Here is a 25,752-nt window from a genome sequence, read left to right on the forward strand (position 1 = left end):
GTGGCGGACGCCTCAGGCGCGGACCTCGATGAGGAGGTCCGTCTCGGGTGACTCGCCCATCGTCTCGCGGACGCGGTCCCACGAGAGGTCGGTCCGCGCCGTCACGGACTCGGTCGCGACCGCGCCGCAGGCGTTGCCGACCAGGATCGGCACCTGATAGTCGCGCGGGTCGTGCGAGAACCCGTCGGCGGTGATCTCCGGTTCCCGCAGCGCGGCCGCGAGGAACCCGGCCGCGAAGGCGTCGCCCGCGCCGGTGGTGTCGACCGGGTCGACGTCGAACCCGGGGTGCGAGACGCTACCGTGCGGCGTGCGGACCGTCGCCCCCTCGTCGCCGAGCTTGATCGCGACGACGCGGTCGTCCGGCTCCCACGGGTCGACGTCGGTCGCGGCCGCGAGCGCGTCGGCCTCCCGGTCGTTGAGGAAGAGCACGTCGCTGGCGTGGAGCGCGGCGTCGAACTCGCGGTCCGCGACGCGCCGCCCGGGGTCGAAGCTCCGGGTCGCGCCCGCCTCGGCGGCCGCCGTCGCGAGCGCCGCGGCGGTCTCCGGCTGCTGCCCGGTGAGGTGGAGGTGGTCGGCGGCCGCGAGCGTGTCGCGGTCGAGCCCGGCCGCGGAGAACGACTCGTTCGCGCCGTCGTTCGCGAGCATGAGCAGCTCGCCGTCGCCGTCGACGACGACGTACTTCACCGAGGTCGGCTCGGCGGCGTCGACGAGCACCTGCCCGGGGTCGACGCCGGCGCTGGCGAGCTCGCGCAGCGCCAGCGCGCCCGACTCGTCGCCGCCGACGCTGCCGTAGACGACCGACTGGCCGCCGAGGTCGACGAGCCCGACCGCGACGTTCGCGGCGCTGCCGCCGCCGGACTGTTCGAGCCGGTCGATCCGCGTCTCGCCGTCCGGTTCGGGGAGCCGGTCGACGTGGATCGTCACGTCCCAGTTGATGTGGCCCGCGGCGACGACCTTCGGCACGCGGGCGTCGCCGGGGCTGAGGTCGGGGTCGCGGTCGACGGCAGGGTCCGCGTCGTCGCCCCCGAGCCCCTCGTGGGCGGCGTCCGCGTCGTCGTCCGCGAGTCCCCCGTTCGCGGCGTCCGCGGCACCCGCGTCGTCCGCGGCGTCGGGGGCGTCGCCCTCCCACTCGTCGACCTCGCGGTCCCACTCCGCGACGGTCTCGTCCCAGTCGTCGACCCCGCCGTCGTCCGGGGACCCCGCGTCGCCTCCTCCGCCCTCGTCGGGGGCGGCGGAGCCGTCCGCGGGACGCTCGCCCTCGCTCATGGTTCCGCCCACGGCTCGGCGGCGCCCTCGCCGAACAGCTCCCGCATCAGCGTCACGATGCTCTCCGGCGGGAACTGCCCCTGTTCGGTGACGATCGCGTCCATGTACCGCGGCGGCGTCACGTCGAACGCGGGGTTCTCGACCGCGATCTCGCCGACCTCGTCGCGGGTCTCGGGCGCGATCACCTCGCTCTCGTCGCGCATCTCGATCTCGACGGTGTGGCCCGTCAGCGTCTCGGGGTGGAGCTTGATCGTCTGCGCCGCGGTCATGATCGGCACCCCGCGCTCGCGGGCGTTGACCGCGAGCCCCGACGTGCCGATCTTGTTTATGACGCCGCCGTCGGCGGCGATCGAGTCCGCGCCGACGACGACGTGGTCGACCTCGTCGAGGTACCGCCGCGCCGCGGAGTCGACGATGAGCGTGACGGGGACGCCCGCGTCGCGGAGCTGCTCGGCGGTGATGTGGCCCTGCTGTCGGGGGCGCGTCTCCTTGACGACCGCCGAGATCGACTTCCCCTGCTCGACGGCCGCCTCGATACACGCGAGCGCGTCGGTGGAGTGACAGTGCGTCATCACCGTGTCGCCGTCGGTGAGGCGGTTCGCCCCGACCCGCCCGAGGTCCTCCTGCGCGCGGTCGAGCTGCCGGACGAACGCCTCGCTCGCGTCGACGACGCTCCGGCGGAGCCGGTCGACCGAGTCGCCCTCCATCCGCTGGAGGACGTACCGGAGCGCGTTCGGCAGCGACACCGCCGTCGGGCGCGTCTCGCGGAGGGTCCGGGCCGCGGCGCGCATCGAGGCGCGGAACGCCTCGGGGTCGGCCGCGGTCGCGTCCGCCTCGGCCGCCGCCTCCGCCTGCTCGGCGAGCGCCTCGGCGGCCGCGGAGGCGATGGTCGCCGCCCCGCGGATCTCCATCGTCGCGATCGACTCGGCGGTCTCGGCGACCGCCGGTGCCGGCTCCGTGTCTGTCATACCGATCCCGTAACCTGCCCCTGTATTTATAAGGCCGGTCGACTGCCGGAGCGGCCGGGATCCACTCCGCGTCCGGCTGCCCTACTCCGCGTCCGGCTGCTGCCCGTAGCTCTCGAAGCGCTCCTCGACGGCCGCCATCTGCTCGTCGGAGAGGACGTGCGGCTCGCCGACGGCCGACGCGCGCAGGTAGAGCCGGCAGATGTCCTCGACGTGACGGGTGTTCTCGACCGCCGTCTCGACGTCCGGCCCCGTGACGACCAAGCCGTGGTTCGCTAAGATCGCGGCGTCGGAGTCGGCCTCGGCCATCGCGGCGACGACGTTCGCGGCCAGTTCCTCGGTCCCGTACGGCGCGTAGTCGGCGAGGGGCACCTCCCGGCCGACCGCGGCGATCATGTAGTGGACCGGTGGGAGCTTCCGGCCGAGCGTCGCCATCGTCGTCGCCCACGGCGAGTGCGTGTGGACGATCGCGCCCGGTCGGTCGTGCTGGTAGATGCCCGTGTGCATCGGGACCTCGCTCGACGGAGCCATGCGGCCGGCGAGCCGCGCGCCGTCCAGCGACACCACGGGCACGTCCGCCGCGTCGAAGGAGTCGTAGGGGACGCCGGTCGGCGTGACCGCCACCCTATCGCCGTCGCGGACGCTCAGGTTTCCGGTCCGGGCGGGCGTCAGTTCGGCGAGCGCGGGCGCGTGCTCGACGACCGCCTCGCGCGCCCCGCGCAGGAGCTCCGGGTCCGCGTCCGGGTCGACGTCCGCGTCGGAGTCGTCGCGAGTCACGTCGCCACCTCCGTCAGGTCGGCGAACGCGTCGAGTCGGTGGTCCGAGCGCTGCCGCGCGGTCAGGTCCGCCTCCGCGGGCGCGTCGCCGTCGGCGACGAACAGCGCCGAGTCGATCCCGAGGGCGTTCGCGCCGACCACGTCCGTCTCGACGTTGTCCCCGACCGCCAACACCTCGCTCGGTCGGCGGTCGAGTTCGGCGAGCGCGGTCGTGAAGGGGAGCGCGCTCGGCTTCTCGCGGCCCACCTCCTCGGAGGTGACGAGCAGGTCGATCCGGTCACCGACCCCGAGGCGCGTGAGCTTCCGCAGTTGGACCCGAGTCGTGTGGTTCGTCACGACCGCGACGTCCGTCCCCGCCGCGTCGAGCGCGTCGAAGACCGCCTCGACGCCGTCACAGAGTGACATGGCGTCGAGGTAGCCGTCCCAGTAGGCGTCGCCGGCCGCCAGCGCGCTCGCGGAGTCTGGCGCGTCGGCGTATAGGGACAGCCCGCGCTTGAAGTAGACGTGGCGGTCGTGGGAGGCGGCCGTGGTGCGCGTCTCGCGTTTCGCCTCGCGCCGCCCCCTCGCGTACAGGTCGTCGAACGCCGCGCGGTCGAGGTCGTACCCGCGCTCGCGGAGGGCGTCGAGCGCGGCCCGCTTGCCCGCCTCGTTACACGGGGCGTACGGGTACAGCGTGTTGTCGAGGTCGAAGAGCACCGCCTCGTAGGTCATGGGCCGACTCGGCGCGGCTCCGACTTAAGAGTGGTTCGACGCGGCGACGCCGGCGCGGTCGGCGGGTACGAGGAGACAGGCGTTCCGCTACTGCTCGTTCATCGCCTCGCTGGCGATGTTGCGCCCGCGGGAGTTGAGCGCGACCTCGCGGCGGATCCGCACCTCCTCGACAACTTCGAGCTCGACCAGCCGCTCGAACGTCTCCTCGACGTCGTCGACGTCCATCCCGAGGAACGAGGGGATCTCGAACGGCGAGACGCCGGAGTACAGCGCCATCAGCACCTCGCGGTCGCGGCTGGAGAGGTCGACGTTCGTCGAGCTCCGCTCCTCGCCCTTCCGGAGCCAGGACTCGACGAACCGCATCCGGTTCGGGTCGCCGGCGACGTGGGTCTCGATGCTCGTCCCCTCGTCGTCCGTGTGTGACACCTCGATGACGGGCTTCTTCTCGCCGTTCACCGTGCGCTTCGCCGCGTCGAGCCCGCTGATGTCGTCGAGGTCGAACTTCACGAACACGCCGCGCTCTAAGGCGGCGTTGAGCCCGTTGTCGTCGATCTTCACGCGGGCCTGCTCCCACTCGGTGTCCTGGACGACGCCGCCCTCGATGGCGGGGTGTTTCGCCATCACCGTCTTCTGGTCGAGCAGCGCGCGGTAGACGTCGCGCTCGAACGGCTCGTGGTCGGCGGCCGCGACGAGCAGCACCTGCTCGCCCAGGTCGAAGCTCACGTAGTTGGAGACGCGCGCGACCGACTGGTTCGCGTCGTGGCGGCCGCCGAGCCGCTCCAGCTTCGACAGCGGGACCGTCCGTTTCCCGTCGTTGCCGGCGAGGATCAGCCGCCGGTTCGAGAGCAGGACGCGCCCCGGCGTCCACGAGACGTCGCTCACCTTGCGCCCCTCGCGGACCGCGACCGCGAACTTCGCCTGCGTGTCGGTGATCTTGTACTCGTCGCCCTGTTGCGCCATCTAGGGGCCCCCCGCGCGGAGCTTCGAGACGGCCGAGAACACGCGCTTTCTGACGGCCTGACTGTCGTCGTCGGCGTACTCTTCGAGGCGGTTGAGCGTCTCCTGCCCGCCGATCTGTCCGAGGACGAACACCGCCTTCGCGCGGGCGTCCTCCGGGTGTTCCGGGCCGAGCTTGTCGAGCAGGCGGTCCTCGACGACCGGCCCGCCGAGGCTCTTGAGGCTCGTGGCCGCGAACTGCGCGGTCTGCGGGTCCTCGTCCGCGAGCGCGCCCGCCAGCGCCTCCACCGCCGCCGACGCGTCCGGGTCCGCAACGCGGCCGAGGATCCACGCCGCGTTCCGCCGCTGGCGGGGCTGTTGCCCGTCGGTCAGGATCTCGACGAGCGGCTCGACGACGGTCGCGTCGTCCGCCGCCTTCAGCTCCGAGACGACCTGGTCACGGACCGCGTGGCTCTGCTGGGTCGGCACGTTCGAGAGCAGTTCGATCACCGAGTACACCGCCGCGTTGCGCACGACCGCGCTCTCGTCGCCGAGCGCGCGAGCGAGCGGTTCGACCGGCTCCGGCGTGCTGGCCTTGCCGAGCGCGCCGGCCGCGATCCGGCGGATCGACTCGTCGCCGTCGTCGAGCAGGTCCAACAGCGGCGACAGCGCCTCGTCGGTGCCGATGGTCCCCAGCCCGTTGGCCGCGGCCCGCCGCACGCGCGGCTCCTCGTCCTCCAACCGCTCGCGCAGGCCGGGAACCGCCCGCGCGTCGGCGAAGGTCCCGCAGGCTTGCGCCGCCCGGAGCCGGACGCGGGGGTCCTCGTCGTCGAGCGCCCCGACCAGCGGTTGGAGCCCGCTCGCGTCGTCGAGCCGCCCGAGCGCGTTCGCCGCCGCCATCCGGAGCTCCGGTCGGTCGGCCTCGAGGGCGCGCGCGAACTTGCGCGCGGTGACCCACTCGGCCTCGGAGTCGCCGCCGCCGCCGGTGAGCTCTTCGAGCAGCTGTTGGAGCGCCGCCTCGCCGATCTCGTCGAGCGCGTCGACCGCCGCGCCGCGGACCTCGGGGTCGTCGTCGGTCGTCGCGGTGCGGAGCAGCCCCTCGACCGTCGGCTGGTCGCTCTCCTCGCCGACCTCGCCGAGGAACTCCGCCGCGCGCCGCCTGACGGCCGCGCTGTCGCTACCGAGCGCGTCCCGGAGGCGCTCCGCGTTCCCGTCCCGGGCGTGCTGGTACAGCGACATCAGCGCCTCCCGAACACCCGCCGCCGCTTGTCGATCGGTTCGTAACGGTCGCTCCTGTCCGGGGGGACGCTCTCGGTCATCCCCAACACGAGGACGCCGTCCTCCGCCAGCGACGCCTCGAGCGTGTCGAACAGCGCGGCCTTGTGGTCGACGTCGATGTAGATCAGCAGGTTCCGACACAACACCACGTCGAACGGGTCGCGAGCGCCGTCGCGGATCAGGTCGTGCGTCTCGAAGTCGACGAGGCGCTTGACCGCCGGCCGCACCCGAAACGCGTCCTCGTCGCGCTCGACGTACTCGTCGGGGTCGGAGAGCGGCTCCAGTTCCTCGGCGATGTCGGTCGTGCGCGTCGTGTGGTAGACGCCCTCGCGGGCGTTGTCGAGCGCCTCCTCGCTGATGTCGGAGCCGAGGACCTCGACGCGCGACTCGTCTATCTCCGGGTCGTCGCAGGCCAACATCGCGACGGAGTACGGCTCCCGGCCGTCGGCCGAGGGCGCGGACCAGACGCGGACGCGCCGCTGGTCCGCGGTCCGGTCGCGCAACACATCGCGGAGGACGTCCCACATCTCCGGGTTGCGGAAGAACTCCGTCACGTTGATCGTGAGCGCGTCCATCAGCGCCTGCCGCTCGTCGGCGTCCTCGCGGAGGATGCGCTCGTACTCGGCGTGCGACTCCGTGTCGCGCCGGCGCATCCGCGCGGTGATCCGGCGGTCGAGGTACGACTCGTTGTAGTACCCCGGCTCGAACGGCACCGTGTCGTCGATCTGTCGGAGGACGCCTTCGAACTCCGTCTCCTCGTCTCTCGATCGGCTCATAGGCTCACCACGTCGAGCACGGCCACGACGTCCCCGTCGCCGAGGACCGCCGTGCCGCTGAGGCCGGGGGTCCCCGAGAGCGGCCCGTCGAGGGGTTTGACGACGACCTCCTCCTGATCTAACACCGCGTCGCAGTGGAGCGCGACCTGCCGCGTCTCCTCGCGGATCCGGACGAGCATCCCGTCGTCGGTCGGCCCCTCGCCGGCGTCGCCGGGACCGGAGTCAGTCGTCGGGTCCGCCGGGACGAACCCGTCGTCGCCCGGCTCGTCGGCCGCCACGCCGCCGTCGGCGGCGGGCGTCTCGGTCGGCCGCTCCGCCGCGGTCGGATCGATCTCGCCGAGGCGCTCGTTCAACCGGACGACCGGGTAGAGGTCGTCCTCGTGTCTGACGACCTCGTCGCCGTGGACCTCCTCGACGTCGTCGGCGCGGGCGACCTCCGCGATCGACTTGATCGGGATGCCGTACTCCGTGCCGCCCACGTCGACGAACATCACCTTCACGATCGCGACGGTGACCGGGAGCCGGAACCGGACCGTGCTCCCCTCGCCGGGCTCGCTCTCGATCGAGACGGAGCCGTCGAGGTCGCGCGCGGTCGTCCGGACGACGTCCATGCCGACGCCGCGGCCGGAGACGTCCGTGACCTCCTCCGCGGTGGAGAAGCCGGGGTGGAAGACGAGGTCGTACACCTCGTCGTCCTCCATCGCCTCGACCGCCTCGCGGCTCTTGACGTCCTCGTCGACCGCCTTCTCGCGGAGCTGGTCGGGGTCGAGCCCGCCGCCGTCGTCCGAGACCTCGATGATCACGTGGTCGCGCTCGCGCTCCGCCGTGAGCGACACGTGGCCGGTGGGGTCCTTCCCGGCCGCCTCGCGCTCCTCGGGCGACTCGATCCCGTGGTCGACCGCGTTCCGCAGGACGTGGACGAGCGGGTCGCGCATCTCCGTGAGGATGGTGCGGTCCAGCTCCACGTCGTCGCCCTCGATCTCGAACTCGATCCGCTTGTCGAGGTCCCGCGAGATGTCGCGCACGAGCCGCGGGAACGAGTCGGACACCTGCGAGAACGGGATGAGCCGCATGTCCATCGCCGTGTCCTGGAGGCTGGAGGCGAGCTTGTCGAGCTCGTCTAGGGCGTCGGACTCCGCGTCCGTCCCCTCTATCTCGCGGCGGAGCTTGATCCGGCTCGTCACCAGCTGCTCGACGAGCCCGTACAGCTCGTCCACCTGGTCGACGTCGACCCGGATCGACTTGATCTCGTCGGCGGACTTCGAGTCGGAGCCCCCGGCCGACCCGGAGTCGCCTTCGTCGTCGGACTCCTCGGTCGCTTCGTCCGCGTCCGCCGCGGCGGGCTCCGGCGCGTCTTCGGCGTCGTCTTCCATCAAGTCGGCGTCGTCCGGTTCGGCGTCGACGGGCTCGGTGTCGTCCGGTTCTGGCTCGGCCGCCGCCGGCTCGGAGTCGGCCGCTTCGGCGTCTGAGTCGGCCGGTTCGCTGGCCTCCTCGCCGCCGACCGCGACCGCGGTAACGGCCTCGACCTGCGTGAGCGCTCGGAGCCCCTCGGCGACGACCTCGGGGTCGTCGCCGCCGACGAACGCGTCGAACGACTCGTCGTACTCGCCCTCCTCCAGCGCCTCCGGCGCGGGATCGGTGACGTGGTCGTCGAACTGCTCGTCGAGCGCCTGAAGGACGAGCGCGGCGTCGACGCCCGGCATCTGGGCGTCGCCGATCGTCACGTCCGCGTACGCGACCGGCTCCGGCAGGTCGGCTGCGCCCGCGGGCGGTTCCGGCACCTCGACGTCGGGAACACCTTCGTCCGCGTCGTCGTCGGCCGCGTCGTCTTCGGCGGGATCGGCGTCGTCAGCGTCGGCGTCGACCGAGTCGTCGGTTTCGGTTTCGTCTTCGGCGTCGTCCTCCCCGGCGTCGCTCCCGCCGACGGTGCCGCGTTCCTCCATCTCGCGCAGGCGCGATTCGAGGTCGGAGGGGTCGGTCGACACCTCGCCGGTGTCGGCGATCTCCGAGACCATCGCCTCGACGGCGTCGACCCCCTCGAAGAGGAGGTCCATCAGCTCGGGCGTCACCTCGCGGTCGCCCTGCCGGACCGCGTCCAGCAGGTCCTCGAGGGCGTGCCCGAAGTCGGAGACATCCTCGTACCCCATCGCCGCGGCGTTCCCCTTCAGGGTGTGGGCGACGCGGAACACGTCGTCCATCGCCTCGGCGTCCTCGGGGTCCGCTTCGAGCGCGAGCAGCGCGTTGTTAAGATCGGTGATCCCGTCTTCGGCCTCGGCGACGAACGCGGCGCGGTGGGAGTCCATCAGGCCTCACCCCCCACGATCGCGCCGGCGACGTCGTCGAGGTCGTACACCGCGTCGATCCCGCCCGTCTCGACCGCGCGCTTCGGCATGCCGTAGATGACGCAGGTGTCCTCGCTCTGCGCCAGCGTCCGCGCCCCGGCGTCGGCCATCGCGCGGATCCCCGCCGCGGCGTCCGAGCCCATCCCGGTCAGCACGACGCCGACGAGCGGGTCGTCGACCACCTCGGCCGCGGAGCGCATCGTCACGTCCGCCGCGGGGGTGACCGTGTGGGAGTCGTCGTCCTCGTCGAGCTTCACCCGGAGCCGCCCCGAGCGGTAGCTGTCGATGCGGGTGTGGCTGCCGCCGCGGGCGACCAGCGCCTCGCCGGCCCCGATCCGCGCGCCGTCGCTGGCCTCCCGCACGTCGTACGCGGACGCGGCGTCGAGCCGGTTCGCGAACCGCGAGGTGAACGCCTCCGGCATGTGCTGGACGATCACCACGCGGCAGTCCGCCATCGGGAGCGCCGACAGCACGCGCTCGACGGCGTTCGGGCCCCCGGTCGAGGCCGCGATCACCACGGTCAGCGGCCCGTCGACGTCGGCCGCGTCCGCGTCGGTCCCGGCGTCGGGCGAACGCGTGCTGTCGGCGGTCGGGTCGTCGCGCTCGCGGGTCGCGGCGTCGAGGTCGGCGTCCGCCACCGAGCGCACCGCCTCGACGAGCCGGTCGGACTCCCGCGAGACGCCCGTCGACACCTCGCCGCCGGGCTTCGCGAAGAAGTCGACCGCTCCGCGGTCGAGCGCCTCGAAGGTGACCTCCGCGCCCTCGTCCGTGTGCGCGGACAGCATCAACACCGGCGTCGGCGTCTCCTCCATCAGCCGCTCGACGGCTTCGAGCCCGCCCATCCCGGGCATCTCGACGTCCATCGTCACGACGTCGGGACGCGTCTCGGCGACCACCGAGAGCGCCTCTTCTCCGTCCCCCGCCTCGCCGACGACCGCGACCCCGGCGTCGCTCAAGAGGTCGCTTATCAGTCCCCGCATGAACGGGGAGTCGTCGACGACCACCACCCGCGGCGACCCGTCCCGACCGCCGCGCCGATCCGTCGTCCTGCTCATGTACCAGAGCGCGCCCAGAATCAGCATAAATCCACGGACCCAGTAATCACCCCTGATAATTCAGGGGACACGATTATTTGTCGGTTGACCGCAGCAGAGGTATGGCAGCCACAGAGGCGGAGGACGAACCGACCAAGGTGTTGGAGTTCGGGCTGGGCGACGGGACGTACTGTCTGGACATCGGCGTCATCGACGAGATCGTCGACGCGGGCGAGCTCACGCGGATCCCCAACTCGCCGGACCACGTCGAGGGCGTGATGGACCTCCGGGGCCGGACGACGACGATCGTCGACCCGAAGACGCTGTACGACATCGACGAGGACGGCCCGCGCGAGCGGATCGTCGTGTTCGACGACGACGAGATCGACGAGGGCGGGACCGTCGGCTGGATGGTCGACGAAGTGTTCCAGGTCCGCGACGTCTCGCCGGAGGACGTCGACCAGAGCACGACCGTCGAGGACGAGGGCGTCCGCGGCATCGTCAAGTCCGACGACCGGTTCGTCGTGTGGGTCTCGCCGGACGTCGACGACGCGCTCGCCGCCGACCTCGACGACGTCGAGGCCGCGGAAGCGTAATCGCGAGGTGCGGCCGACGGTCGGGCGACCGCGTCGGCGTCGTCCGGCGATCGGTTCTCACCCGTGAGAACCGGGAGCCAACGCTTATCAGCCGCCCAACGGGTTCCTACGTATGCGCGTCTCAAGCGGCGTCCCAGGGTTCGACGATGTCGTCGACGGTGGGTTCCCCGAGGAGCGCCTCTACGTGGTGAGCGGTCCGCCCGGGAGCGGGAAAACGACGTTCTGTTCGCAGTTCGCGGCCCAGGGTGCCCGAAACGGCGAGGACGTCCTGTACATCAGTATGCACGAGACCAAGGCGGGGATCCGCGAGGACATGAGCGGCTACGAGTTCGGGTTCGACCGCGCGCTCGACTCCGACCGCGTCACCTTCCTCGACTCCTTCTCCTCGGACGGCCGGCGCTTCTTCGGCCTCCCCGGCGACCGCCGCGACCGGTCCGGCGTCACCAACCGCCTCACCGGGTTCATCAACTCCCGCGACATCGACCGCGTCGTCTTCGACTCGACGATGCTGCTCCGGTTCCTCTTAGACGACGACGAGGACACGATGATCCAGCTCCTCTCCTCGCTGAAGCGGACCGACGCCACGACGCTGTTGATCTCCGAGATGACCGACCCGAGCGCCTACTCCGAGGAGCACTACCTCGCGCACGGCGTCGTCTTCATGCACAACTACCTCGAAGACGAGGGGATGCGCCGCGGGGTTCAGGTGCTGAAGATGCGGGGCACGGACGTCGACACGGACATCCAAGACGTGGAGTTCACCGACGGCGGGCTCCGCGTCGGCCCGGCGGCGAGGGTGACCCACTGATGTACGAGCGCACGTTCGGCACGGAGTGGAACGACATCTCCCGCGAGGAGGCGATCGAGCGCGCGTTCGCGCTGGGCGTCTCCGCCGGGATGGACAGCCCCCGGCCGGACGAGTTAGACCGGGTGCTGGCGGCGTTCCCGGGGAGCTACGACCAGAGCATCGTGGAGCTGGCGTACGACGAGGGCCGGACGAAGGCGTTGGAGGCGAAGGCGGAGCGGGACGACCCCGACGACGAGGACGTCTGGGAGTCGCTCGTCGACGGCGCGGGAGCCCCGCGCGACGCGCCGGTCCCCGCCGCGCTCCCCGGTGCGATACGCGAACTGACACTCACCGACGGGCCGCGGGAGGGGCCGCCGTCCTCGCTCGACCTCCCCTCCATGCTCCGAAAGTGACCCCTCGGAAGGGTTTTACCGAACACTCTCTCACGATCACCAAATGACTGTGCTTCCCGACGCTGTCCGCGGTGCCGACAGCGTCCTCATCAGCGGTCCCCCGATGAGCGGGAAGTACGACCTGTTCAACAAGCTGCTCGCGTCGTGGTCCGACGGCCCGGTCGTGATATCGACGGGGCGGACCGCGGAGAAGGTCCGCGGCGATTACGAGCAGCTGACGGGGGGCGACGGCGACGACGTGGTCGTCGTCGACTGCGTCACCCACGAGCAGGGCGACAAGCGCGACGACACGCCCACGACGAAGTACGTCGGCAGCGCTGGAAACCTCACCGACATCGGGATCAAGTTCACCGACGTCGTCGAGTCCTCGGCGGGCCGCGACCGCGCCGTCGGCATCTACTCGCTCTCCCAGCTGTTGATGTACTGGGACCCCGAGCGGATCTACCGGTTCACGCGGGTGATGACCTCGCAGACCTCGGGGGAGGGGTGGCCGTTCGTCGGCGTCGTCGGCTCGACCGCCCACGACGAACAGGTCGTCCACACCCTCCACGAGCCGTTCGAGGTCGTCGTCGAGACGCGCGTCGACGACGACGCGCGGGAGTTCCGCGTCCGCGGCCGCGTCGGGCAGCCCTCCGAATGGCAGCCCTTCTGAGCGGGGCCGGTGACGGGCGTCCGCCTCCTCACCCGATCAGTTCGAACTCGACGCCGACCGGCGGCCCGTCGACGAGCCCCCAGTAGACGAAGCGGTGGGTCCCCGCCCCGAGCGGGGGGCAGACGTCGAGGTCGACCCCGTCGACCGCCTCGGCGAGGCCGCGCTCCGTCAGCGTGAGGTCCCACGAGTACGCCGTGCTCCTGTCGAGCGACGACTCGGTTCGGGGGAGCGCGACCGCCTCGCCGGTGGTCGAGCCGCGGACGTCGAGCCACCCCGCCTCGGTCTCGCGCTGGAGCGAGTACGCCTGTTCGCCGAGGGTGGCCGCCGGAGCGTCGCCGGTGTTGCGGAGGACGAGCCGGAGCGACTGGCCGTACGTCTCGGCTGTGCCCTCGACGGAGAGCTCCAAGGCGGTCTCGTCCGTCTCGACCGGCGTACCGGCGACCGACGCCTCGAACGGTTGATCGAGGCGGACGAACGCGTCGTCGTCGCAGGTCAGCGTCGCCGGCGTCCCCTCGGGGCCCTGCGGTCCGTCGCCCGCCGCGAAGTCGAGACAGCCTGCCGCGGCGACTGACAGCGCGAGCGCGCTCCCGGCGAGCGCGTCGCGTCGCGTGAAGTCCATACGGGACGAACGGACGCCACCGCCATGAACCGCACGCGTCGTCGCGACGGGGCGGGCGTCGGATCCGTCGGACGCCTCGGTCGCGGCGGTTCGGAACCGCTTTCCCCTCGGCCGGCGGATGGCCTCGCATGGAGCTGTTCGGATCGAGCGGTATCCGCGGGGTCGCGCTGCGGTACCTCACGCCCGCGCTCGTCCTCGACATCGCGAAGGCGGCCGGGACGGTGTGGGACGCCGACCGCGTCGCCGTCGCCCGCGACACGCGAACGACCGGCGAGCTGTTCGCGAACGCGGCCGCGAGCGGGCTCGCCGCGGTCGGCTGCGACGTCGACCGCCTCGGCGTCGTCCCCACCCCCGCGGTCGGCAACTACTGCGAGGCGGCCGGGGTCCCGGCCGTCCTCGTCACCGCCTCGCACAACCCGCCCGAGTTCAACGGGATCAAGCTCGTCGGCGACGACGGCGTGGAGCTCTCCGTCGACGTGTTAGAGCGGATCGAGCGCCGCGTCCTCGACGACGAGTACGACCACGCCGACTGGCGGTCGGCCGGCGCGACGACGCCGGTCGAGGGGGCCGTCGACGACTACGTCGACCAGCTGACCGCCGCCGTCGACCGCGGGGCGGTCGCCGACGCGGACCTCACGGTCGCGGTCGATCCTGGCCACGGCGCGGCCTCCGTCGCCTCCCCGCGGATCTACCGCGAGCTCGGCTGCGAGGTCCTGACCGTGAACGCGACGCCCGACGGCCACTTCCCCGGCCGCGACTCCGAGCCGGTCCCGGAGAACTTGACGGCGCTCTCGCGGCTGGTCGCGACCTCCGACGCGGACGTGGGGATCGCCCACGACGGCGACGCGGACCGGGCGGTCTTCGTCGACGAGGACGGGGGGTTCGTCGACGGCGACACCTCCTTCGCGGCGCTGGCGGACGCCGGCCTCGAACCGGGCGACGCCGTCGTCAGCGCGGTCAACGTCTCGCAGCGCCTCGTCGACGTCTGCGCCGCCAACGACGCCGACCTCGAGCTCACGCCCATCGGGGCGACGAACATCATCACTCGGACGCGCGAGCTTCACGAGGCGGGGACGAACGTCCCCATCGCGGGCGAGGGGAACGGCGGGGTGTTCTTCCCGCCGTACCGGCTCTCCCGGGACGGCGCGTACATCGGCGCGCGGTTCCTCGAACTGCTCGCGGCCGCGGACGGCGCGCCCGTCAGCGAGGTCGTCGCCCCGTACAGCGACTACCACTTCGTGCGGGTGAACGTCGAGTACGAGGACGACGACGAGCGCGACGAGATGCTCTCTGCCGCCCGCGCCTACGTCGAGACCGCCGACGCGGAGCCGAACACGACCGACGGCTATCGGCTCGACTACGGCGACGCGTGGGTGCTCGTCCGCCCCTCGGGCACCGAGCCGAAGATCCGGATCTACGCCGAGTCCGCCGACGCCGACCGCGCCGAGCGGCTGGCGACGGACATGCGCGTCGCCGTCGAGAGCGGACGATAACGACGGGCTGTTTTATGTGTAGAACTGCGGTGGTGCGTGCCTTCGAACGCCTGTAAGGCGTGAGAAGCACGCCCGAGGTCGTCGGGCTGCGCCCGACTGCCAGAGAATCTTCGATTCTCGCTGGAGTCGGCCGACCGGAGCGAAGCGGAGGGAGGCCGACGAGGCTGTGGAGGCGCGAGGTGCGGTCACGGTGCTGTGCGGGACGGTTTTAAAAGGGCAGTCGCGAGGCCGCAGTAGGCGACGAAAGCACCGCAGCGAGCGTACTGCGGCCTCGCGACTGAGGCTTTGGCGGTGTTCTCCGAGGACCTGCTGGGAGCGAGTTGTCAGTAAACAGTCGTAATTTCAACAGGCACCGCCACGCGAAAACAGACGTCTACGCAGTATCAGTCCAGTGCCGCGAGCGCCTCGGCCGCCTCGCGGGCCGCTTCGAGGTGGTCGCGGGCGCGCCGGGGGTCGTCCGTCTCCTCGGCCGCGCGGGCGAACCGCGTCAGCGTCCGCGTCAGCGACGCGCGGGCGGCCCCGACGCCGTCGGCGTCGGACCGCGGCGGACTCGACTGCGGGGACTCGGCGGCCCCGGAGCCGGATCGCTGGGGGGCGGAGCCGCCGGTCGACGGCGACGCCTGCGGCGAGGACTCTCGTGGTGACCTCGTATCCTGCGACGTCGGCGACCCTTGTGCCGGTACGGTCGCCGACGGGGGCGACTGCGGCTGGCGGGTCTCGGTCGCACCGGAGTCGACCGCCCCGGAACCGGCGGCCCGGTTCTCGGCCGCGGCGTCGGCCCCGCTTTGCTCGCTCGCGGCCGCGGCGTCCGCGGTCTCGTCCGCGCTGGTCGGCTCCGCGGCGGCGGACCCGTCACCGGCGTCCGCGCCCGCCGCGCTCCCGGCCTCGTTCCCGCAGGTGGGACAGAACTCGCGGCCGTCGTGGCGGAAGATCGGGTCGCCGCACTCCTCGCAGTGGCGGTTCGTCATCGTCGCGCCTTTTAAGAGGAGCTCCGACATCCGCTGGGTGTGCTCGCGCTTCTGCTCGTCGTCCGCGTACTTCTCGCGGAGCTTCTCGCGTTCCGCCTCCTTGTCGAAGCCGTCGCTCATAGGCAGACGAACGTGGTTCGCGGGCAAAAGTCCGGTGGGCTCGGGACGAGCCAGGAGCCGACGACCGCTGTCGGCCCGCGGCCGGCTACTCCTCGGTGGCCGTGCGGTCGTCGGGGTCAAGCTCGCCGCGGTGGATCTTCGCGCCGTCCTGTGCGACCTGTCGCCCCAGCACCGCGCACTTCACGCGCATCGGCGAGATGTCGACGCCGAGCATCTCGGTGACGTCGTCGGTGTCGAGCGCGTCGAGGTCGTCGACGGCCATCCCGTGGAGCCGCTCGGAGAGCATGCTCGCGGAGGCCATCGAGATGGCGCAGCCGTCGCCGGTGAACCGCACCGCCTCGACGGTCTCGCCGGCGTCGTCGAGTTGGACGTCCATCTGGATGGTGTCGCCGCAGGAGGGGTTCTCGCCGACGTGCGTGAAGTCCGGGTCCTCGAGTTCCCCGTAGTTGCGCGGGTTCTTGTAGTGGTCGAGGATCTGCTGTCGGTACATGTCCGAGCCCAGTCCCATACTGATTCCGAGTAGGCCGGTCCGGCTCAAAAGGGTTCCGTCGGTCCGAACGCCGACCGTAATCGGCGACGGTTCACCGCCGGATCGGGGCCGCGTTACGCCGCGTACTCGTCGACCCAGGCCGCGAGGTCCTCGCCCGGGATGAACCCCTCCGCGCGCCGGGCGACGGGCTCGCCGTCGACGAAGAGGACGAACAGCGGGACGCTTCGCACCTCGAACCGATCGACGAGGGGCGGGTCGTCGCGGGGGTTCACCAGCCCGACGGCCACGTCCGCCTCGACGCCGCGAGCGACGTTCCCCAGCACCGGCTCCATGCTCGCGCAGATCCCGCAGCCGTCGGTGTAGAACTCCACGAGCGCGACGTCCGCGTCGTCGACGAAGGCGTCGAGCGCGTCCTCGTCGGCTAGATCCGTCGGTCGCGACGCTGCCGCCGCGCCCTCGCCGCCCGGCGCGTCGGACCCGTCCGCGCTCTCCGAAGTAGTATTGATTGTCATACGCATTATTGTCGCCGGAGGCTCATAAGTACTCGCGTCGCTCGGAAGTCCGGAACCGGGCCGCGGGCCGGCCGCCGATCCAGCTCACTCCTCGGCGGCCTCGCCGCGTTCGCGGCCGATGGCCTTTGCGACCGCGAGCAGGTAGCCGAGCCCGTGCTTGACCTCGGGGTCGCGGACGCTGCGCGCGAGCCCGACCGCGCCGACCGGCTGCGGGTCGCTCCGCTGGGCCGTGCCGACGCCTCGAAGCAGCGTCGTCAGTCCCTCGCGGGTGTCGTCGCTCGCGGCGGTGTCGGCCACCTCGCCCAGCGACGATCCGGTGGCGGCGAGCGAGCGGACCATCTCGTCGTCGAGCGCCGCGGCCGCGAGCGAGCCGACGCCGCCCAGCTCCGCGAGCTCGTCGAGCGTACCGCTCCGCTGGAGCTCGACGAGGGTCTCCATCGCCTCGCGGAGCTCGTCGCCGTTCTCGCCGACCGACGCGGCGAGTCGGACCGTCTCGTCGGTCGCGATGCCGTCCGCGGACTCCGCGAGCGTGGAGGCGGTCCCGGCGAGTTCGACGGCCATCTCGTCGGTGAGCGCGCCCTCGCCGAGCGCGATCACGTCGAGCAGCTCGTTGACCGCGTCGAGCCGGTCGACGAAGGCGGCGACCGCCTCCGGGTTCTCGGCGACCGCCGCTTCGAGCTCGTCGCGGTCGATGTCGTCGGGGGCGGCGTCGCCCCCGGCCGTGTCGTCGTCCGCCGCGTCGCTCCCCGCGCCGCCCGTGCCGTCGGCCTCGGGCTCGCCCGCGGCCGCGTCGTCGCCCGACATCTCAGAGCAACCCCCGTGCGGTGAGCCAGTACGACTCGTTGTACGCCAGCTTCGACCAGTGGAGCTTCTCCGAGGGCGGCGCGGGCGACGGCGGGCTCTCGTAGTCGAACTCGACGAACGAGGCGGCGTCCGTGCCGGTCTCGATGAAGCAGAGCGTCTTCCCGTCGTACGTCGCGGTCGCGGGGCGGCCGCGGACCTCGCTGGCAAGCCGCCGCGCCACGACGCCCGCCTGGTAGTGCGCGACGCTGCCGGCCTTCGGGACGCCGGTCGTCGCGGCGTCGCCGAGCGCGTACACGTCCTCGGCGCGCTCGGCCGCCAGCGTGTGCTTGTCGACGTCGACCCAGCCGCGGTCGCCGAGCCCGGCGGCCTCGACGACGTCGACGCCGCGGTGCGGCGGGATCGCGGCTAACAGGTCGTAGTCGATCTCCGTCCCCTCCATCGAGGTGAGCGTCTCCGCGTCCGGGTCGACCGAGTCGGCGTTGAAGAACGTCTCCACTCCGATGTCGCGGTCGGTCATGATCGGCTTCGCCCACTCGGCGATGTGGGGGTTCCCGTGGACGCGGTTGATCGGATACGTGTAGGTGATGTCGACGTCCTCGCGCAGTCCGCGCTCGCGGAGCCAGTCGTCGGCCATGAACACGAACTCAAGCGGCGCGGCGGGGCACATGTGCGGCGTCCCGACGACGCTGAGCACGAGGTGGCCCTCGGTCATCGAGAGGAGTTCGTCCCTGAGCGCCAGCGCGCCGGACTCGGAGTAGTAGTCGTGGCTCCCCTCGGCGAGCCCCGGCACCTCGTCGGCGGCGAGTGTCGAGCCGGTCGCCACGACGAGGTGGTCGTAGGCGAGGGGGCCGCCGGCGTCGCGGAGCGCGAGCGACTCGTCGTCCGTGTCGATCTCGGTGACGCGGTCGATCACGAGGTCGACCCGGTCGTCGACCAGTTCGTCGAGCGGCCGACGCCCGTCCGCGGGCTCGCGCTGCCCGAACGCGACGTACAGCCACACGGGCTTGTACACGTGGTCCGGGTCGTCGTTGATCAGCGCGACCTCGACGTCGCCGGCGTCGATCTCGGGCGCGAGCCGCTCCGCGAGGTCGTTCGCGAGCACCGTGCCGCCCGTGCCGCCCCCGAGGATCGCGATTCGGTGGGTCATCTCACGCGACCTCCACGTAGAAACCGTAGTCGTCGCCCGACTCGTCGACCCCGAGCAGTTCGTTGTCGGTCTCGTCGACCCACTCGGGAACGTCGGTCATCGACCGGTCGCTGTCGCTCAACAGGAGGACGACGTCGCCGGCGGTCGCCGACCGGATGCGGCCGATGAGGTCCATCAGCGGTCCGGGGCAGGCCGCCCCGCGAGCGTCGACCGTGTCGGTGGGTTCGATATCGGTAGCTGACATGGTTACGGGCGATCGTTCGACCGCCGCGGAGATAATATTGGTTGCTAATCCCAATATTCTGGTATTCCGTGCGAGGCTATATATACGAGGGAGTCTGTCGCGCGCGCAGTAACCGCCTCCGCGGTGACGCGGACGACCACGCCAACGCCGGGAGACGCTAGGAGTCCGACTCCGGCGGTGCGGGGTCGACGAGCGGAGAGTCCTCGTTCGCGCACTCGGGCCGACCGCAGACGCCGGCGTCGGCACCGGCCTGCGAGACGCCCGGATCGACCGATTCGATGGTCCAGTCGACCCGGTGGCCCGTCGTCGACTCGTGGTCGTTCAGGGCGACTCGGGCGTCGCGGAGGCTCTCGTGGGCCGTCGCGAGCGAACAGTCGCGACACCGGACCGTCACGCGCGTTTTGTTCATACCGGTGTCTTGTGACGGAGGAACATAACCGTCGCGGTCGGAACGAGCCCGACCGCAGAGAAGAGCCGTGACCGCTGGGCCGTGCGGGGGTCGACGCGGCTACGCCGGCTCGTCGCGTTCGGGCTCGGTCCGCCATCCGCCCCTCAGGGTGATGTACCAGACCGAGGCCCCGGCGAGGACGAAGACGGCGGCCATGTACGGGATGATCGGCAGTTCGACGCCGACGAAGTCGAGCACCGTCCGCATCTCGTAGACGATCACGCCGAAGATGGCGAGCGTCACGAGCAGCCCGCCGCGGGAGATGTCGACGCTCACCGAATCACCTCGACGAGCGCGCCCGACGCGTCGGTGATCGCGCCGAGAAGCGGCGTCGCCGCGTTCGTCAGCGCGTCGAACAACGGCGCGGCCCACACCGGGTACGTGCCGACGCCCGGCCCGAGCAGCCCGCCGCGGTTGATGATCGCCGCGATCGGGAGCGCGTACGCGAGGACGACGAGCGTGAGCGCGATGCCGACCCACAGGCGGAGGTTATCGAGCACCTGCGGGGCGTCCTCCGCGCCGGAGACCGGGCTGGGAAGCGGCTCCGCGAGCCCGGACACCGTCGGGTTCCCCATCGTCAGGACGAGGTTGCCGAGGAAGAGGACCGTCGAGACGAACAGCAGGGTCCCGCCGATCGCGATCTGGATGTTGAGCTCCTCGAAGCCGCCGAACATCGTCGGGTAGTCGAAGCCGGAGTACTCCGGCTCGGCGGTGCGCCGCGGGACGCCGAGCAGCCCCTGCGCGTGCATCGCGTTCGACATCAGCGCCATGCCGATGAACCAGAGCACGACCTGGAACAGCCCGATCTGGCTGCTGAATATCGGCTTGTTGCTGATCTGCGGCCAGATCCAGTAGGTCCCGGCCATCATCGTCAGCGCCACCGCGGTCCCGACGGTGAGGTGGAAGTGGCCGGGCACCCACAGCGTGTTGTGGATGAGGTAGTTGATGTTCATCCCGGCGTTGACCATCCCGGAGAAGCCGCCGGCCGCGAACATGAGTCCGGCGAGCATCATGCCGGTGAACTCCGGCTTCCGCCACGGGAGGTTGGTGAGCCAGCCCAGCAGCCCGGTGCCGCCGTTCTTGCGAGCGCCGTACTCGACGCTCGCGACGACGGTGAACGCGGTGAGCAGGCTGGGAAGCAGCAGGAACATCGTGTTCGTCATCGAGATGAACTTGAACCCCTCGGCGATCCCCGGGTCGAGGTACTGGTGGTGGATCCCGACCGGCGTCGAGAGGAGGACGAACAGCACGAACACGACCCGCGCCAGCGGGTCGCTGAAGAGGCGACCGCCCGCGATCTTCGGCAGGACGGTGTACCAGAGCATGTACGCCGGCATGAGCCAGAAGTAGACGACCGGGTGGCCGAAGAACCAGAACAGCGTCCGGGTGAGCGTCGGGTTCACCTGGTCGATGAAGCCGAGCGACCACGGGAGCAGGAACAGCAGCACGGAGGCGGCGACGGCGGACGAGGCGATGTACCACATCGTCATCGTCGTCAGCACCATGAACGTCTGCAGCGGGATCCGCTCGTCGGGGTGCTCGCGCCGCCACGCGAGGAACGTCCGGAACCAGTCCGCGCCCGCGATCCACGTGCCGACGATGAACACGGTGAGGCCGGCGTAGAACAGCGGGTGGGCCTGGAGCGGCGCGTAGAAGGTGTACAGCACGTCCGCGCTCATGTCGATGGAGTCGACGAACCCGGCGAGGATCGAGATCCCGGTGAGCGTCATGCCGGCCGCCATCAGCCCGTACCACGTCCACGTGATCTTGATGTTCAGGAGCGGGCGGTCCAGACTGCGCGTCAGCGCCCAAGTGAACAGCCCGACGAGGAAGAAGATCGTGAAGCTGATCACCATGAAGACACCGTGCGCGGTGAGGACGGTGTAGTAGTCGGTCGAGGGGATGATCCGCGCGACGTCGGTCCGATGGAGCGTCTGGATGATCCCGAAGATCGCGCCGAGCAACAGGGCGAAGAAGGAGCTCATGAAGGCCGCGCGGACCACCCGGGCCTCGTCCGGGAACTTGTCGACGAACGTCGGCTCCGACTCGATGGCGGTGCTCATTCGGAGTCACCTCCGCGGTTCTCGAACTCGGACTGACTCACGACGTTGAGCTTCCCTTCCATGACGTGGTGTCCGGCTCCGCAGTACTCGTTACAGACGATACCGTACTCGGTCGGCTCGTCGGTCTCGACCGTGATCTCAGAGACCTCGCCGGGGACTGCCATCGCGTTCGCGCTCGTGCCGGCCACCTCGAAGCCGTGTATCACGTCGCGAGAGGTGACGTGTAACGTCACGGTGCTGTTCGCCGGCACGACGATCGGCGTGGGTTCGAAGCCGAACTGGTAGGCGACGACGTACGCCTCGTACTCGTTCTCGCCGACCTGCTCGACCCGGGGCTCGGAGAACCGATCGTCCTCGTCGAGCGCCCCGGGGTCGACCGTCGACTGCGAGTCGGCGACCATCGCCACCCCGGGGCCGACGGCGCCGTACGTCACGGTGCCGATGAGCGCGAGGATCAGCACGATCGACAGCGCCAGCCAGAGCTTCTCGTAGGCGTGGATGTGCACGTCTGATCACCCCACCACGACGAGGTCCCGGCCGAGGAACTCGATGAAGTAGATGTACACCCACGCGAGCACCAGAATGGTGAAGTAGATCCCGATGAGCGTGAGCGTGCCGATCGGGTCGAACTCCTCTCCGTCACCGCCGACGTCGTCCGTCGGAGCGTTAACTGCCTCGCTTTGGCCCATAGGCGGCCTTGACAACAGAGAGGCAAATAAGATCTATCCGTTCTCGCACCCTGAAAACACGGGTATTATATATTTCCGGCGGGCCCTTGGCTACGGCATGGAACTCTCGTTACAACGGGCCGTACTCCTCGTACTCGGGGGGCTGATCCCCGCGGTGGTGTTCATCGCCGATCGGGCGGAGTTCGTCGTGCTCGTCACGCTGGTGAACGTGCTCCTCATCTGGGGGAGCCTCCGGGTCGCGACCGGCGGGAGCCTCCCGGGGGTCGCCGGCGACTCGACCGACACCGAGCACGCGTAACCGACCCGAAGCGCACCGCGGGAACGGCCCCCCCGGTCCGCGAACCGCCCGGACGAACGCGAACGGACCACCAATGACAGGCTGTACGCTCTGTGACCTCCCGACGGGGGACGACCCGCATACCGCGCCCGACGTCGACGGCGAGTTCTGCTGCCGCGGGTGCCTGACCGTCGCGCGCTCGCTCGACGACGTGGAGGACCTCGACGACCTCGACGAGCGGCGACCCGACGCGACCCCCGCGGACGAGTTCGACGGCGAGACGACGTTCCTCCACGTCGACGGGATGCACTGCGCGACCTGCGAGTCGTTCCTCGAGATGACGGCCGGCGAGCAGGAGGGGGTCGCGGCCGCCGAGGCGAGCTACGCCACGGACACCATCCGGGTGGACTACGACCCCGACGCCGTGAGCCCCGACGACCTCCCCGACCGGCTCTCCGTCGCGGGCTACTCGGCGAGCGATCGCGCGGACCCGGAGACGGAGGACGACGACGCGGTCGTCAGGTTCCTGATCGGCGGCGGCTTCTTCGGGATGATGGCGATGCTGTGGTACGTCGTCTTCCTGTATCCGACCTACTTCGGCTACGAGCCGATCCTCGACCTCGGCGGCGTGTCGGGGACCTACCTCTTCGCGCAGATCTGGCTGTTCTCTTCGATCGTGCTGTTCTACACCGGGTATCCGATCCTGCGGGGCGCGTACGTGAGCCTCCGGGCGCGACAGCCCAACATGGACCTGTTGGTGTCGCTCGCGGCGGGGAGCTCGTACGCGTACAGCACGCTCGCGCTGCTCGTCGGCCGGACCGACCTCTACTTCGACGTGACCATCGCCGTCATCCTGGTCGTCACCGCCGGCAACCACTACGAGTCGATCATCAAGCGGCGGGCGACCGGAATGCTCGCCGACCTGACGACGACCGAGGACCGCACCGTCCGGACGGAGGCGGGCGAGACCCTCGCGGCCGACGAGGTCGCCCCCGGCGACCGCCTCCTCGTGCGGCCCGGCGAGCGCGTCCCGTTCGACGGGGCCGTCGCCGAGGGGACCGCCGCGGTCGACGAGGCGCTCGTCACCGGCGAGTCGCTGCCGGCGACGAAGCGCGTGGGGGACGCGGTCCGCGGCGGGACCGTCGTCACCGACTCGCCCGTCGTCGTCGAGGTCGGCGAGGACGCGGCGAACACCCTCGGCACGCTCGTCCGCCTCCTGTGGGAGATACAGAGCTCCCGGTCGGGGATCCAACGGCTCGTCGACCGGCTGGCGACCGTGTTCGTCCCCCTCGTCGTCGTGGTCGCGGCCGTCGGCGCGACCGCGACCCTGGCGCTCGGGTCGGCCCCGGTCGACGCCGCGCTCGTCGGGCTGACGGTGCTCATCGTCTCCTGTCCGTGCGCGCTCGGGCTGGCGACGCCGCTCGCGGTCGCCGCCGGGATCCGCGACGCCGCCGAGCGCGGCATCGTCGTCGTCTCCGACGCGGTCTTCGAGGCGGCGGCCGACATCGACACCGTCGTCCTCGACAAGACCGGGACGCTCACCGACGGCGAGATGCGGCTGCTCGACGCGACCGCCGAGGCGGACGCCTCGGTCGAGCGGGTCCGAGAGCGCGCGGCCGCCGTCGAGCGGGCCTCGGTCCACCCGGTCGCCGAGGCGGTCGTCGCGGGCGTGCTGGGCGAGGAGGATGGCTCGGGCGGCGGGCGACCGGCGGCCGACGGCGGCACGGCCGCCGCGGACTCGGCGGAGGGCGGCCCCGCCGGAGCCGACGCGCTCGGCGGCGCGGCCGCGACCGACGTGGACGTCTTCGACCGCGGCGTGGCCGGTCGCGTCGACGGCGACGAGGTCGTCGTCGGCCACCCCGACCTGTTCGCCGAGCGCGACTGGTCGGTCTCTGCCCGACTCCGCGAGGCGGGGACGGCCGCCCGCGACCGCGGGAACGTCCCCGTCTACGTCGGCTGGGAGGGGCGCGTGCGCGGCGTCCTCGCGGTCGGCGACGAGGTGCGCGACGGGTGGGAAGACGTGGTCTCCGACCTCGACGCGGACGGCCGCCGCGTGGTCGTTCTCACCGGCGACGCGCCAGCGGCCGCGAGGCGGTTCGCGGACCACCCCGCGATCGACGAGGTGTTCGCCGAGGTCCCGCCGGAGGCGAAGGCCGAGACGGTCAGGCGGCTCGGAGCCGACAGCTCGGTCGCGATGGTGGGCGACGGGAGCAACGACGCGCCCGCGCTCGCCGCGGCCGACCTCGGCGTCTCGATCGCCTCGGGCACCGACCTCGCCGCGGACGCCGCCGACGCGGTCCTGCTGGAGGACCGGCTCTCGGCGGTCCCCGAGCTGTTCGCCGTCACGCGCGGGACGAACCGGCGGCTGAAACAGAACCTCGGCTGGGCGTTCGTCTACAACGCGGTCGCGATCCCGATGGCGCTCTCCGGCGTCCTCAACCCGCTGCTGGCGGCGCTCGCGATGGCGTCGAGCAGCATCCTCGTGGTGACGAACTCCGCGCGGGTGGTGTTCGACCCCGACTGAGTCGTCGCGCGCCGCGGGCCCTCATCCCTCGCCGCCGGAACCGTCGCCGTTCTCCCCACGACCGCCGCTCGTGGGGAGCAGCCGGCGCGCAAGCGCCCCGAGGCGCTCGTACGCGAGGTTCACGTACAGCCCCGAGAGGAAGACGACCCCGCGACGAGCGGGGCGGCGGCGCTCTGCCCGAGAACGATGTCGGAGAGCAGGTAGACCCCGACCGCGAGCGGCAGCGCGGCCGGGGGAGCCGCGACCGGCTCTCGGGGGCCGCGGCGTCCGCCTCGAACGGCCGGTCCGCGGGAGCGGCGGTCTCGGTCCGCGTCCGTTCCGACGAGTCGGCCATCGTCGGTCCGATCTATCGGCGAAGCACAATTACCTTGCGGCGTGGTAACGCGGATAGCTGTCGCTCGGAGACGGGAGTCGACGGGCCTGCGGCCTGGTGGAACGAGTTACGCCGTCGCGCCGACGTGCGGCTTGACCGCTCGGAGACGGGAGTCGACGGGCCTGCGGCCTGGTGGAACGAGTTACGCCGTCGCGCCGACGTGCGGCTTGACCGCTCGGACGATGGCGTCGACGTCGTACTCGTCCTCGGTCTTGTCGAAGACGACCTCGTCGTCGGCGCGGACGACGAACACGCCGTCGTCGCCGGTCACCAGGGCGACCTCGTCGACGCCCTCGCCGAACTGCTTGAGGATCGCTTCGGAGACGTCTTGCGCGCGGTTCAACATGCCGCAGGGGACGCAGTACTCGACTTCGACGCGTGTCATGTGTCGGGGTACGCGGCGGACCGGATTAAAATGGCGGGTCCGCGACCCGTCCGAGCCGGGGGGC

The 25,752-nt window shown here is 71.3% G+C and carries 29 protein-coding genes; 7 read left to right on the top strand and 22 right to left on the bottom strand.

Annotated elements, in window-relative coordinates; genetic code table 11:
- Nucleotides 1-12: 12 nt before the first annotated feature.
- The 9 genes from C464_RS06875 to cheB all read right to left on the bottom strand — a co-directional run bounded on the left by C464_RS06875 (nucleotide 13) and on the right by cheB (nucleotide 10,105).
- The gene (locus C464_RS06875) at nucleotides 13-1,266 is read right to left on the bottom strand and encodes a carbohydrate kinase family protein (RefSeq protein WP_006112908.1); all 1,254 of its coding nucleotides are present in this window, start codon (nucleotides 1,264-1,266) and stop codon (nucleotides 13-15) included.
- Nucleotides 1,263-2,234: a ribose 1,5-bisphosphate isomerase gene (locus C464_RS06880; protein WP_006112909.1), complete on the bottom strand. Its 972-nt coding sequence runs from the start codon at nucleotides 2,232-2,234 to the stop codon at nucleotides 1,263-1,265. The genes C464_RS06875 and C464_RS06880 overlap by 4 nt, the downstream gene beginning before the upstream one ends.
- Before the next feature lie 81 nt (nucleotides 2,235-2,315).
- Nucleotides 2,316-3,008 carry a class II aldolase/adducin family protein gene (locus tag C464_RS06885; protein WP_006112910.1) on the bottom strand — a complete coding sequence of 231 codons (693 nt, stop codon included), beginning with the start codon at nucleotides 3,006-3,008 and terminating at the stop codon, nucleotides 2,316-2,318.
- Nucleotides 3,005-3,718, bottom strand: a complete 714-nt coding sequence (locus C464_RS06890) for an HAD family hydrolase (protein WP_006112911.1) — start codon at nucleotides 3,716-3,718, stop codon at nucleotides 3,005-3,007. Before C464_RS06890 ends, C464_RS06885 begins: the two co-directional genes overlap by 4 nt.
- An 87-nt stretch (nucleotides 3,719-3,805) precedes the next feature.
- Entirely contained in the window at nucleotides 3,806-4,678 is an 873-nt protein-coding gene (locus tag C464_RS06895) for a CheF family chemotaxis protein (RefSeq protein WP_006112912.1), read from the bottom strand.
- Nucleotides 4,679-5,893, bottom strand: a complete 1,215-nt coding sequence (locus C464_RS06900; protein ID WP_006112913.1) for a HEAT repeat domain-containing protein — start codon at nucleotides 5,891-5,893, stop codon at nucleotides 4,679-4,681.
- Complete coding sequence (locus tag C464_RS06905) at nucleotides 5,893-6,708, bottom strand: CheR family methyltransferase (protein ID WP_006112914.1); 816 nt, start codon at nucleotides 6,706-6,708, stop codon at nucleotides 5,893-5,895. Before C464_RS06905 ends, C464_RS06900 begins: the two co-directional genes overlap by 1 nt.
- Nucleotides 6,705-9,011, bottom strand: coding sequence for a chemotaxis protein CheA (locus C464_RS06910; protein WP_006112915.1), 2,307 nt, complete (start codon nucleotides 9,009-9,011; stop codon nucleotides 6,705-6,707). The genes C464_RS06905 and C464_RS06910 overlap by 4 nt, the downstream gene beginning before the upstream one ends.
- Entirely contained in the window at nucleotides 9,011-10,105 is a 1,095-nt protein-coding gene (gene cheB, locus C464_RS06915; protein ID WP_193366013.1) for a chemotaxis-specific protein-glutamate methyltransferase CheB, read from the bottom strand. Before cheB ends, C464_RS06910 begins: the two co-directional genes overlap by 1 nt.
- Before the next feature lie 101 nt (nucleotides 10,106-10,206).
- Here cheB and C464_RS06920 point away from each other — a divergent pair, with 101 nt between their 5' ends.
- The 4 genes from C464_RS06920 to C464_RS06935 all read left to right on the top strand — a co-directional run bounded on the left by C464_RS06920 (nucleotide 10,207) and on the right by C464_RS06935 (nucleotide 12,532).
- Nucleotides 10,207-10,680: a chemotaxis protein CheW gene (locus C464_RS06920; protein ID WP_006112917.1), complete on the top strand. Its 474-nt coding sequence runs from the start codon at nucleotides 10,207-10,209 to the stop codon at nucleotides 10,678-10,680.
- 112 nt (nucleotides 10,681-10,792) lie between these two features.
- The gene (locus C464_RS06925) at nucleotides 10,793-11,488 is read left to right on the top strand and encodes an RAD55 family ATPase (RefSeq protein WP_006112918.1); all 696 of its coding nucleotides are present in this window, start codon (nucleotides 10,793-10,795) and stop codon (nucleotides 11,486-11,488) included.
- Nucleotides 11,488-11,880 (top strand): hypothetical protein, encoded by a 393-nt coding sequence (locus C464_RS06930; RefSeq protein ID WP_006112919.1) that lies wholly within the window; start codon nucleotides 11,488-11,490, stop codon nucleotides 11,878-11,880. The genes C464_RS06925 and C464_RS06930 overlap by 1 nt, the downstream gene beginning before the upstream one ends.
- Nucleotides 11,881-11,923: 43 nt before the next feature.
- On the top strand, nucleotides 11,924-12,532 hold the full coding sequence (locus C464_RS06935; protein WP_006112920.1) for a DUF7504 family protein: 609 nt from the start codon (nucleotides 11,924-11,926) through the stop codon (nucleotides 12,530-12,532).
- A gap of 28 nt (nucleotides 12,533-12,560) precedes the next feature.
- Here C464_RS06935 and C464_RS06940 read toward each other — a convergent pair whose 3' ends face one another.
- The gene (locus C464_RS06940) at nucleotides 12,561-13,151 is read right to left on the bottom strand and encodes a hypothetical protein (protein WP_006112921.1); all 591 of its coding nucleotides are present in this window, start codon (nucleotides 13,149-13,151) and stop codon (nucleotides 12,561-12,563) included.
- Nucleotides 13,152-13,279: 128 nt separating this feature from the next.
- Between C464_RS06940 and glmM the strand changes: the two genes are divergently transcribed.
- Nucleotides 13,280-14,644 (top strand): phosphoglucosamine mutase, encoded by a 1,365-nt coding sequence (gene glmM / locus C464_RS06945; protein ID WP_006112922.1) that lies wholly within the window; start codon nucleotides 13,280-13,282, stop codon nucleotides 14,642-14,644.
- Nucleotides 14,645-15,027: 383 nt separating this feature from the next.
- Here the strand turns inward: glmM and C464_RS06950 are convergent, their stop codons facing one another.
- From C464_RS06950 to C464_RS19185, 11 genes are all read right to left on the bottom strand, one after another.
- Nucleotides 15,028-15,732, bottom strand: coding sequence for an Sjogren's syndrome/scleroderma autoantigen 1 family protein (locus C464_RS06950; RefSeq protein WP_006112923.1), 705 nt, complete (start codon nucleotides 15,730-15,732; stop codon nucleotides 15,028-15,030).
- 85 nt (nucleotides 15,733-15,817) lie between these two features.
- The gene (gene sufU, locus C464_RS06955) at nucleotides 15,818-16,240 is read right to left on the bottom strand and encodes a Fe-S cluster assembly sulfur transfer protein SufU (RefSeq protein ID WP_006112924.1); all 423 of its coding nucleotides are present in this window, start codon (nucleotides 16,238-16,240) and stop codon (nucleotides 15,818-15,820) included.
- 95 nt (nucleotides 16,241-16,335) lie between these two features.
- Nucleotides 16,336-16,734, bottom strand: a complete 399-nt coding sequence (locus C464_RS06960; RefSeq protein ID WP_006112925.1) for a thioredoxin family protein — start codon at nucleotides 16,732-16,734, stop codon at nucleotides 16,336-16,338.
- A gap of 84 nt (nucleotides 16,735-16,818) precedes the next feature.
- Nucleotides 16,819-17,538 carry a DUF1641 domain-containing protein gene (locus C464_RS06965; RefSeq protein WP_006112926.1) on the bottom strand — a complete coding sequence of 240 codons (720 nt, stop codon included), beginning with the start codon at nucleotides 17,536-17,538 and terminating at the stop codon, nucleotides 16,819-16,821.
- A gap of 1 nt (nucleotide 17,539) precedes the next feature.
- Entirely contained in the window at nucleotides 17,540-18,685 is a 1,146-nt protein-coding gene (locus tag C464_RS06970) for an NAD(P)/FAD-dependent oxidoreductase (protein ID WP_006112927.1), read from the bottom strand.
- Between the two features lies 1 nt (nucleotide 18,686).
- Nucleotides 18,687-18,929 carry a sulfurtransferase TusA family protein gene (locus C464_RS06975; RefSeq protein ID WP_006112928.1) on the bottom strand — a complete coding sequence of 81 codons (243 nt, stop codon included), beginning with the start codon at nucleotides 18,927-18,929 and terminating at the stop codon, nucleotides 18,687-18,689.
- 157 nt (nucleotides 18,930-19,086) lie between these two features.
- Nucleotides 19,087-19,338, bottom strand: a complete 252-nt coding sequence (locus tag C464_RS06980; protein WP_006112929.1) for a DUF7542 family protein — start codon at nucleotides 19,336-19,338, stop codon at nucleotides 19,087-19,089.
- Nucleotides 19,339-19,437: 99 nt separating this feature from the next.
- Complete coding sequence (locus tag C464_RS06985) at nucleotides 19,438-19,653, bottom strand: hypothetical protein (RefSeq protein ID WP_006112930.1); 216 nt, start codon at nucleotides 19,651-19,653, stop codon at nucleotides 19,438-19,440.
- Entirely contained in the window at nucleotides 19,650-21,440 is a 1,791-nt protein-coding gene (locus C464_RS06990; RefSeq protein WP_006112931.1) for a b(o/a)3-type cytochrome-c oxidase subunit 1, read from the bottom strand. Before C464_RS06990 ends, C464_RS06985 begins: the two co-directional genes overlap by 4 nt.
- A complete protein-coding gene (locus C464_RS06995) occupies nucleotides 21,437-21,946 on the bottom strand; it encodes a cytochrome c oxidase subunit II (protein WP_006112932.1) in 510 nt (169 codons plus the stop codon). The genes C464_RS06990 and C464_RS06995 overlap by 4 nt, the downstream gene beginning before the upstream one ends.
- Nucleotides 21,947-21,952: 6 nt before the next feature.
- Nucleotides 21,953-22,129, bottom strand: a complete 177-nt coding sequence (locus tag C464_RS19185) for a hypothetical protein (RefSeq protein ID WP_006112933.1) — start codon at nucleotides 22,127-22,129, stop codon at nucleotides 21,953-21,955.
- Between the two features lie 97 nt (nucleotides 22,130-22,226).
- Here C464_RS19185 and C464_RS07000 point away from each other — a divergent pair, with 97 nt between their 5' ends.
- Nucleotides 22,227-22,427, top strand: coding sequence for a hypothetical protein (locus C464_RS07000; protein WP_006112934.1), 201 nt, complete (start codon nucleotides 22,227-22,229; stop codon nucleotides 22,425-22,427).
- 73 nt (nucleotides 22,428-22,500) lie between these two features.
- Entirely contained in the window at nucleotides 22,501-24,930 is a 2,430-nt protein-coding gene (locus tag C464_RS07005) for a heavy metal translocating P-type ATPase (RefSeq protein ID WP_006112935.1), read from the top strand.
- 515 nt (nucleotides 24,931-25,445) lie between these two features.
- Here C464_RS07005 and C464_RS07010 read toward each other — a convergent pair.
- Complete coding sequence (locus tag C464_RS07010) at nucleotides 25,446-25,688, bottom strand: SelT/SelW/SelH family protein (RefSeq protein WP_006112936.1); 243 nt, start codon at nucleotides 25,686-25,688, stop codon at nucleotides 25,446-25,448.
- Nucleotides 25,689-25,752 lie beyond the last annotated feature (64 nt).

This window comes from Halorubrum coriense DSM 10284, from assembly GCF_000337035.1.
Classification (GTDB): Archaea; Halobacteriota; Halobacteria; order Halobacteriales; family Haloferacaceae; genus Halorubrum; species Halorubrum coriense.

What these genes read in the sequence shown, in the direction of transcription:
- C464_RS06875 (WP_006112908.1), bottom strand. Translation starts at nt 1,266, where the DNA reads ATGAGCGAGGGCGAGCGTCCCGCGGACGGCTCCGCCGCCCCCGACGAG.
- C464_RS06880 (WP_006112909.1), bottom strand. Translation starts at nt 2,234, where the DNA reads ATGACAGACACGGAGCCGGCACCGGCGGTCGCCGAGACCGCCGAGTCG.
- C464_RS06890 (WP_006112911.1), bottom strand. Translation starts at nt 3,718, where the DNA reads ATGACCTACGAGGCGGTGCTCTTCGACCTCGACAACACGCTGTACCCG.
- C464_RS06895 (WP_006112912.1), bottom strand. Translation starts at nt 4,678, where the DNA reads ATGGCGCAACAGGGCGACGAGTACAAGATCACCGACACGCAGGCGAAG.
- C464_RS06900 (WP_006112913.1), bottom strand. Translation starts at nt 5,893, where the DNA reads ATGTCGCTGTACCAGCACGCCCGGGACGGGAACGCGGAGCGCCTCCGG.
- C464_RS06905 (WP_006112914.1), bottom strand. Translation starts at nt 6,708, where the DNA reads ATGAGCCGATCGAGAGACGAGGAGACGGAGTTCGAAGGCGTCCTCCGA.
- C464_RS06910 (WP_006112915.1), bottom strand. Translation starts at nt 9,011, where the DNA reads ATGGACTCCCACCGCGCCGCGTTCGTCGCCGAGGCCGAAGACGGGATC.
- cheB (WP_193366013.1), bottom strand. Translation starts at nt 10,105, where the DNA reads ATGAGCAGGACGACGGATCGGCGCGGCGGTCGGGACGGGTCGCCGCGG.
- C464_RS06920 (WP_006112917.1), top strand. Translation starts at nt 10,207, where the DNA reads ATGGCAGCCACAGAGGCGGAGGACGAACCGACCAAGGTGTTGGAGTTC.
- C464_RS06925 (WP_006112918.1), top strand. Translation starts at nt 10,793, where the DNA reads ATGCGCGTCTCAAGCGGCGTCCCAGGGTTCGACGATGTCGTCGACGGT.
- C464_RS06930 (WP_006112919.1), top strand. Translation starts at nt 11,488, where the DNA reads ATGTACGAGCGCACGTTCGGCACGGAGTGGAACGACATCTCCCGCGAG.
- C464_RS06935 (WP_006112920.1), top strand. Translation starts at nt 11,924, where the DNA reads ATGACTGTGCTTCCCGACGCTGTCCGCGGTGCCGACAGCGTCCTCATC.
- C464_RS06940 (WP_006112921.1), bottom strand. Translation starts at nt 13,151, where the DNA reads ATGGACTTCACGCGACGCGACGCGCTCGCCGGGAGCGCGCTCGCGCTG.
- glmM (WP_006112922.1), top strand. Translation starts at nt 13,280, where the DNA reads ATGGAGCTGTTCGGATCGAGCGGTATCCGCGGGGTCGCGCTGCGGTAC.
- C464_RS06950 (WP_006112923.1), bottom strand. Translation starts at nt 15,732, where the DNA reads ATGAGCGACGGCTTCGACAAGGAGGCGGAACGCGAGAAGCTCCGCGAG.
- sufU (WP_006112924.1), bottom strand. Translation starts at nt 16,240, where the DNA reads ATGGGACTGGGCTCGGACATGTACCGACAGCAGATCCTCGACCACTAC.
- C464_RS06960 (WP_006112925.1), bottom strand. Translation starts at nt 16,734, where the DNA reads ATGACAATCAATACTACTTCGGAGAGCGCGGACGGGTCCGACGCGCCG.
- C464_RS06965 (WP_006112926.1), bottom strand. Translation starts at nt 17,538, where the DNA reads ATGTCGGGCGACGACGCGGCCGCGGGCGAGCCCGAGGCCGACGGCACG.
- C464_RS06970 (WP_006112927.1), bottom strand. Translation starts at nt 18,685, where the DNA reads ATGACCCACCGAATCGCGATCCTCGGGGGCGGCACGGGCGGCACGGTG.
- C464_RS06975 (WP_006112928.1), bottom strand. Translation starts at nt 18,929, where the DNA reads ATGTCAGCTACCGATATCGAACCCACCGACACGGTCGACGCTCGCGGG.
- C464_RS06980 (WP_006112929.1), bottom strand. Translation starts at nt 19,338, where the DNA reads ATGAACAAAACGCGCGTGACGGTCCGGTGTCGCGACTGTTCGCTCGCG.
- C464_RS06990 (WP_006112931.1), bottom strand. Translation starts at nt 21,440, where the DNA reads ATGAGCACCGCCATCGAGTCGGAGCCGACGTTCGTCGACAAGTTCCCG.
- C464_RS19185 (WP_006112933.1), bottom strand. Translation starts at nt 22,129, where the DNA reads ATGGGCCAAAGCGAGGCAGTTAACGCTCCGACGGACGACGTCGGCGGT.
- C464_RS07000 (WP_006112934.1), top strand. Translation starts at nt 22,227, where the DNA reads ATGGAACTCTCGTTACAACGGGCCGTACTCCTCGTACTCGGGGGGCTG.
- C464_RS07005 (WP_006112935.1), top strand. Translation starts at nt 22,501, where the DNA reads ATGACAGGCTGTACGCTCTGTGACCTCCCGACGGGGGACGACCCGCAT.
- C464_RS07010 (WP_006112936.1), bottom strand. Translation starts at nt 25,688, where the DNA reads ATGACACGCGTCGAAGTCGAGTACTGCGTCCCCTGCGGCATGTTGAAC.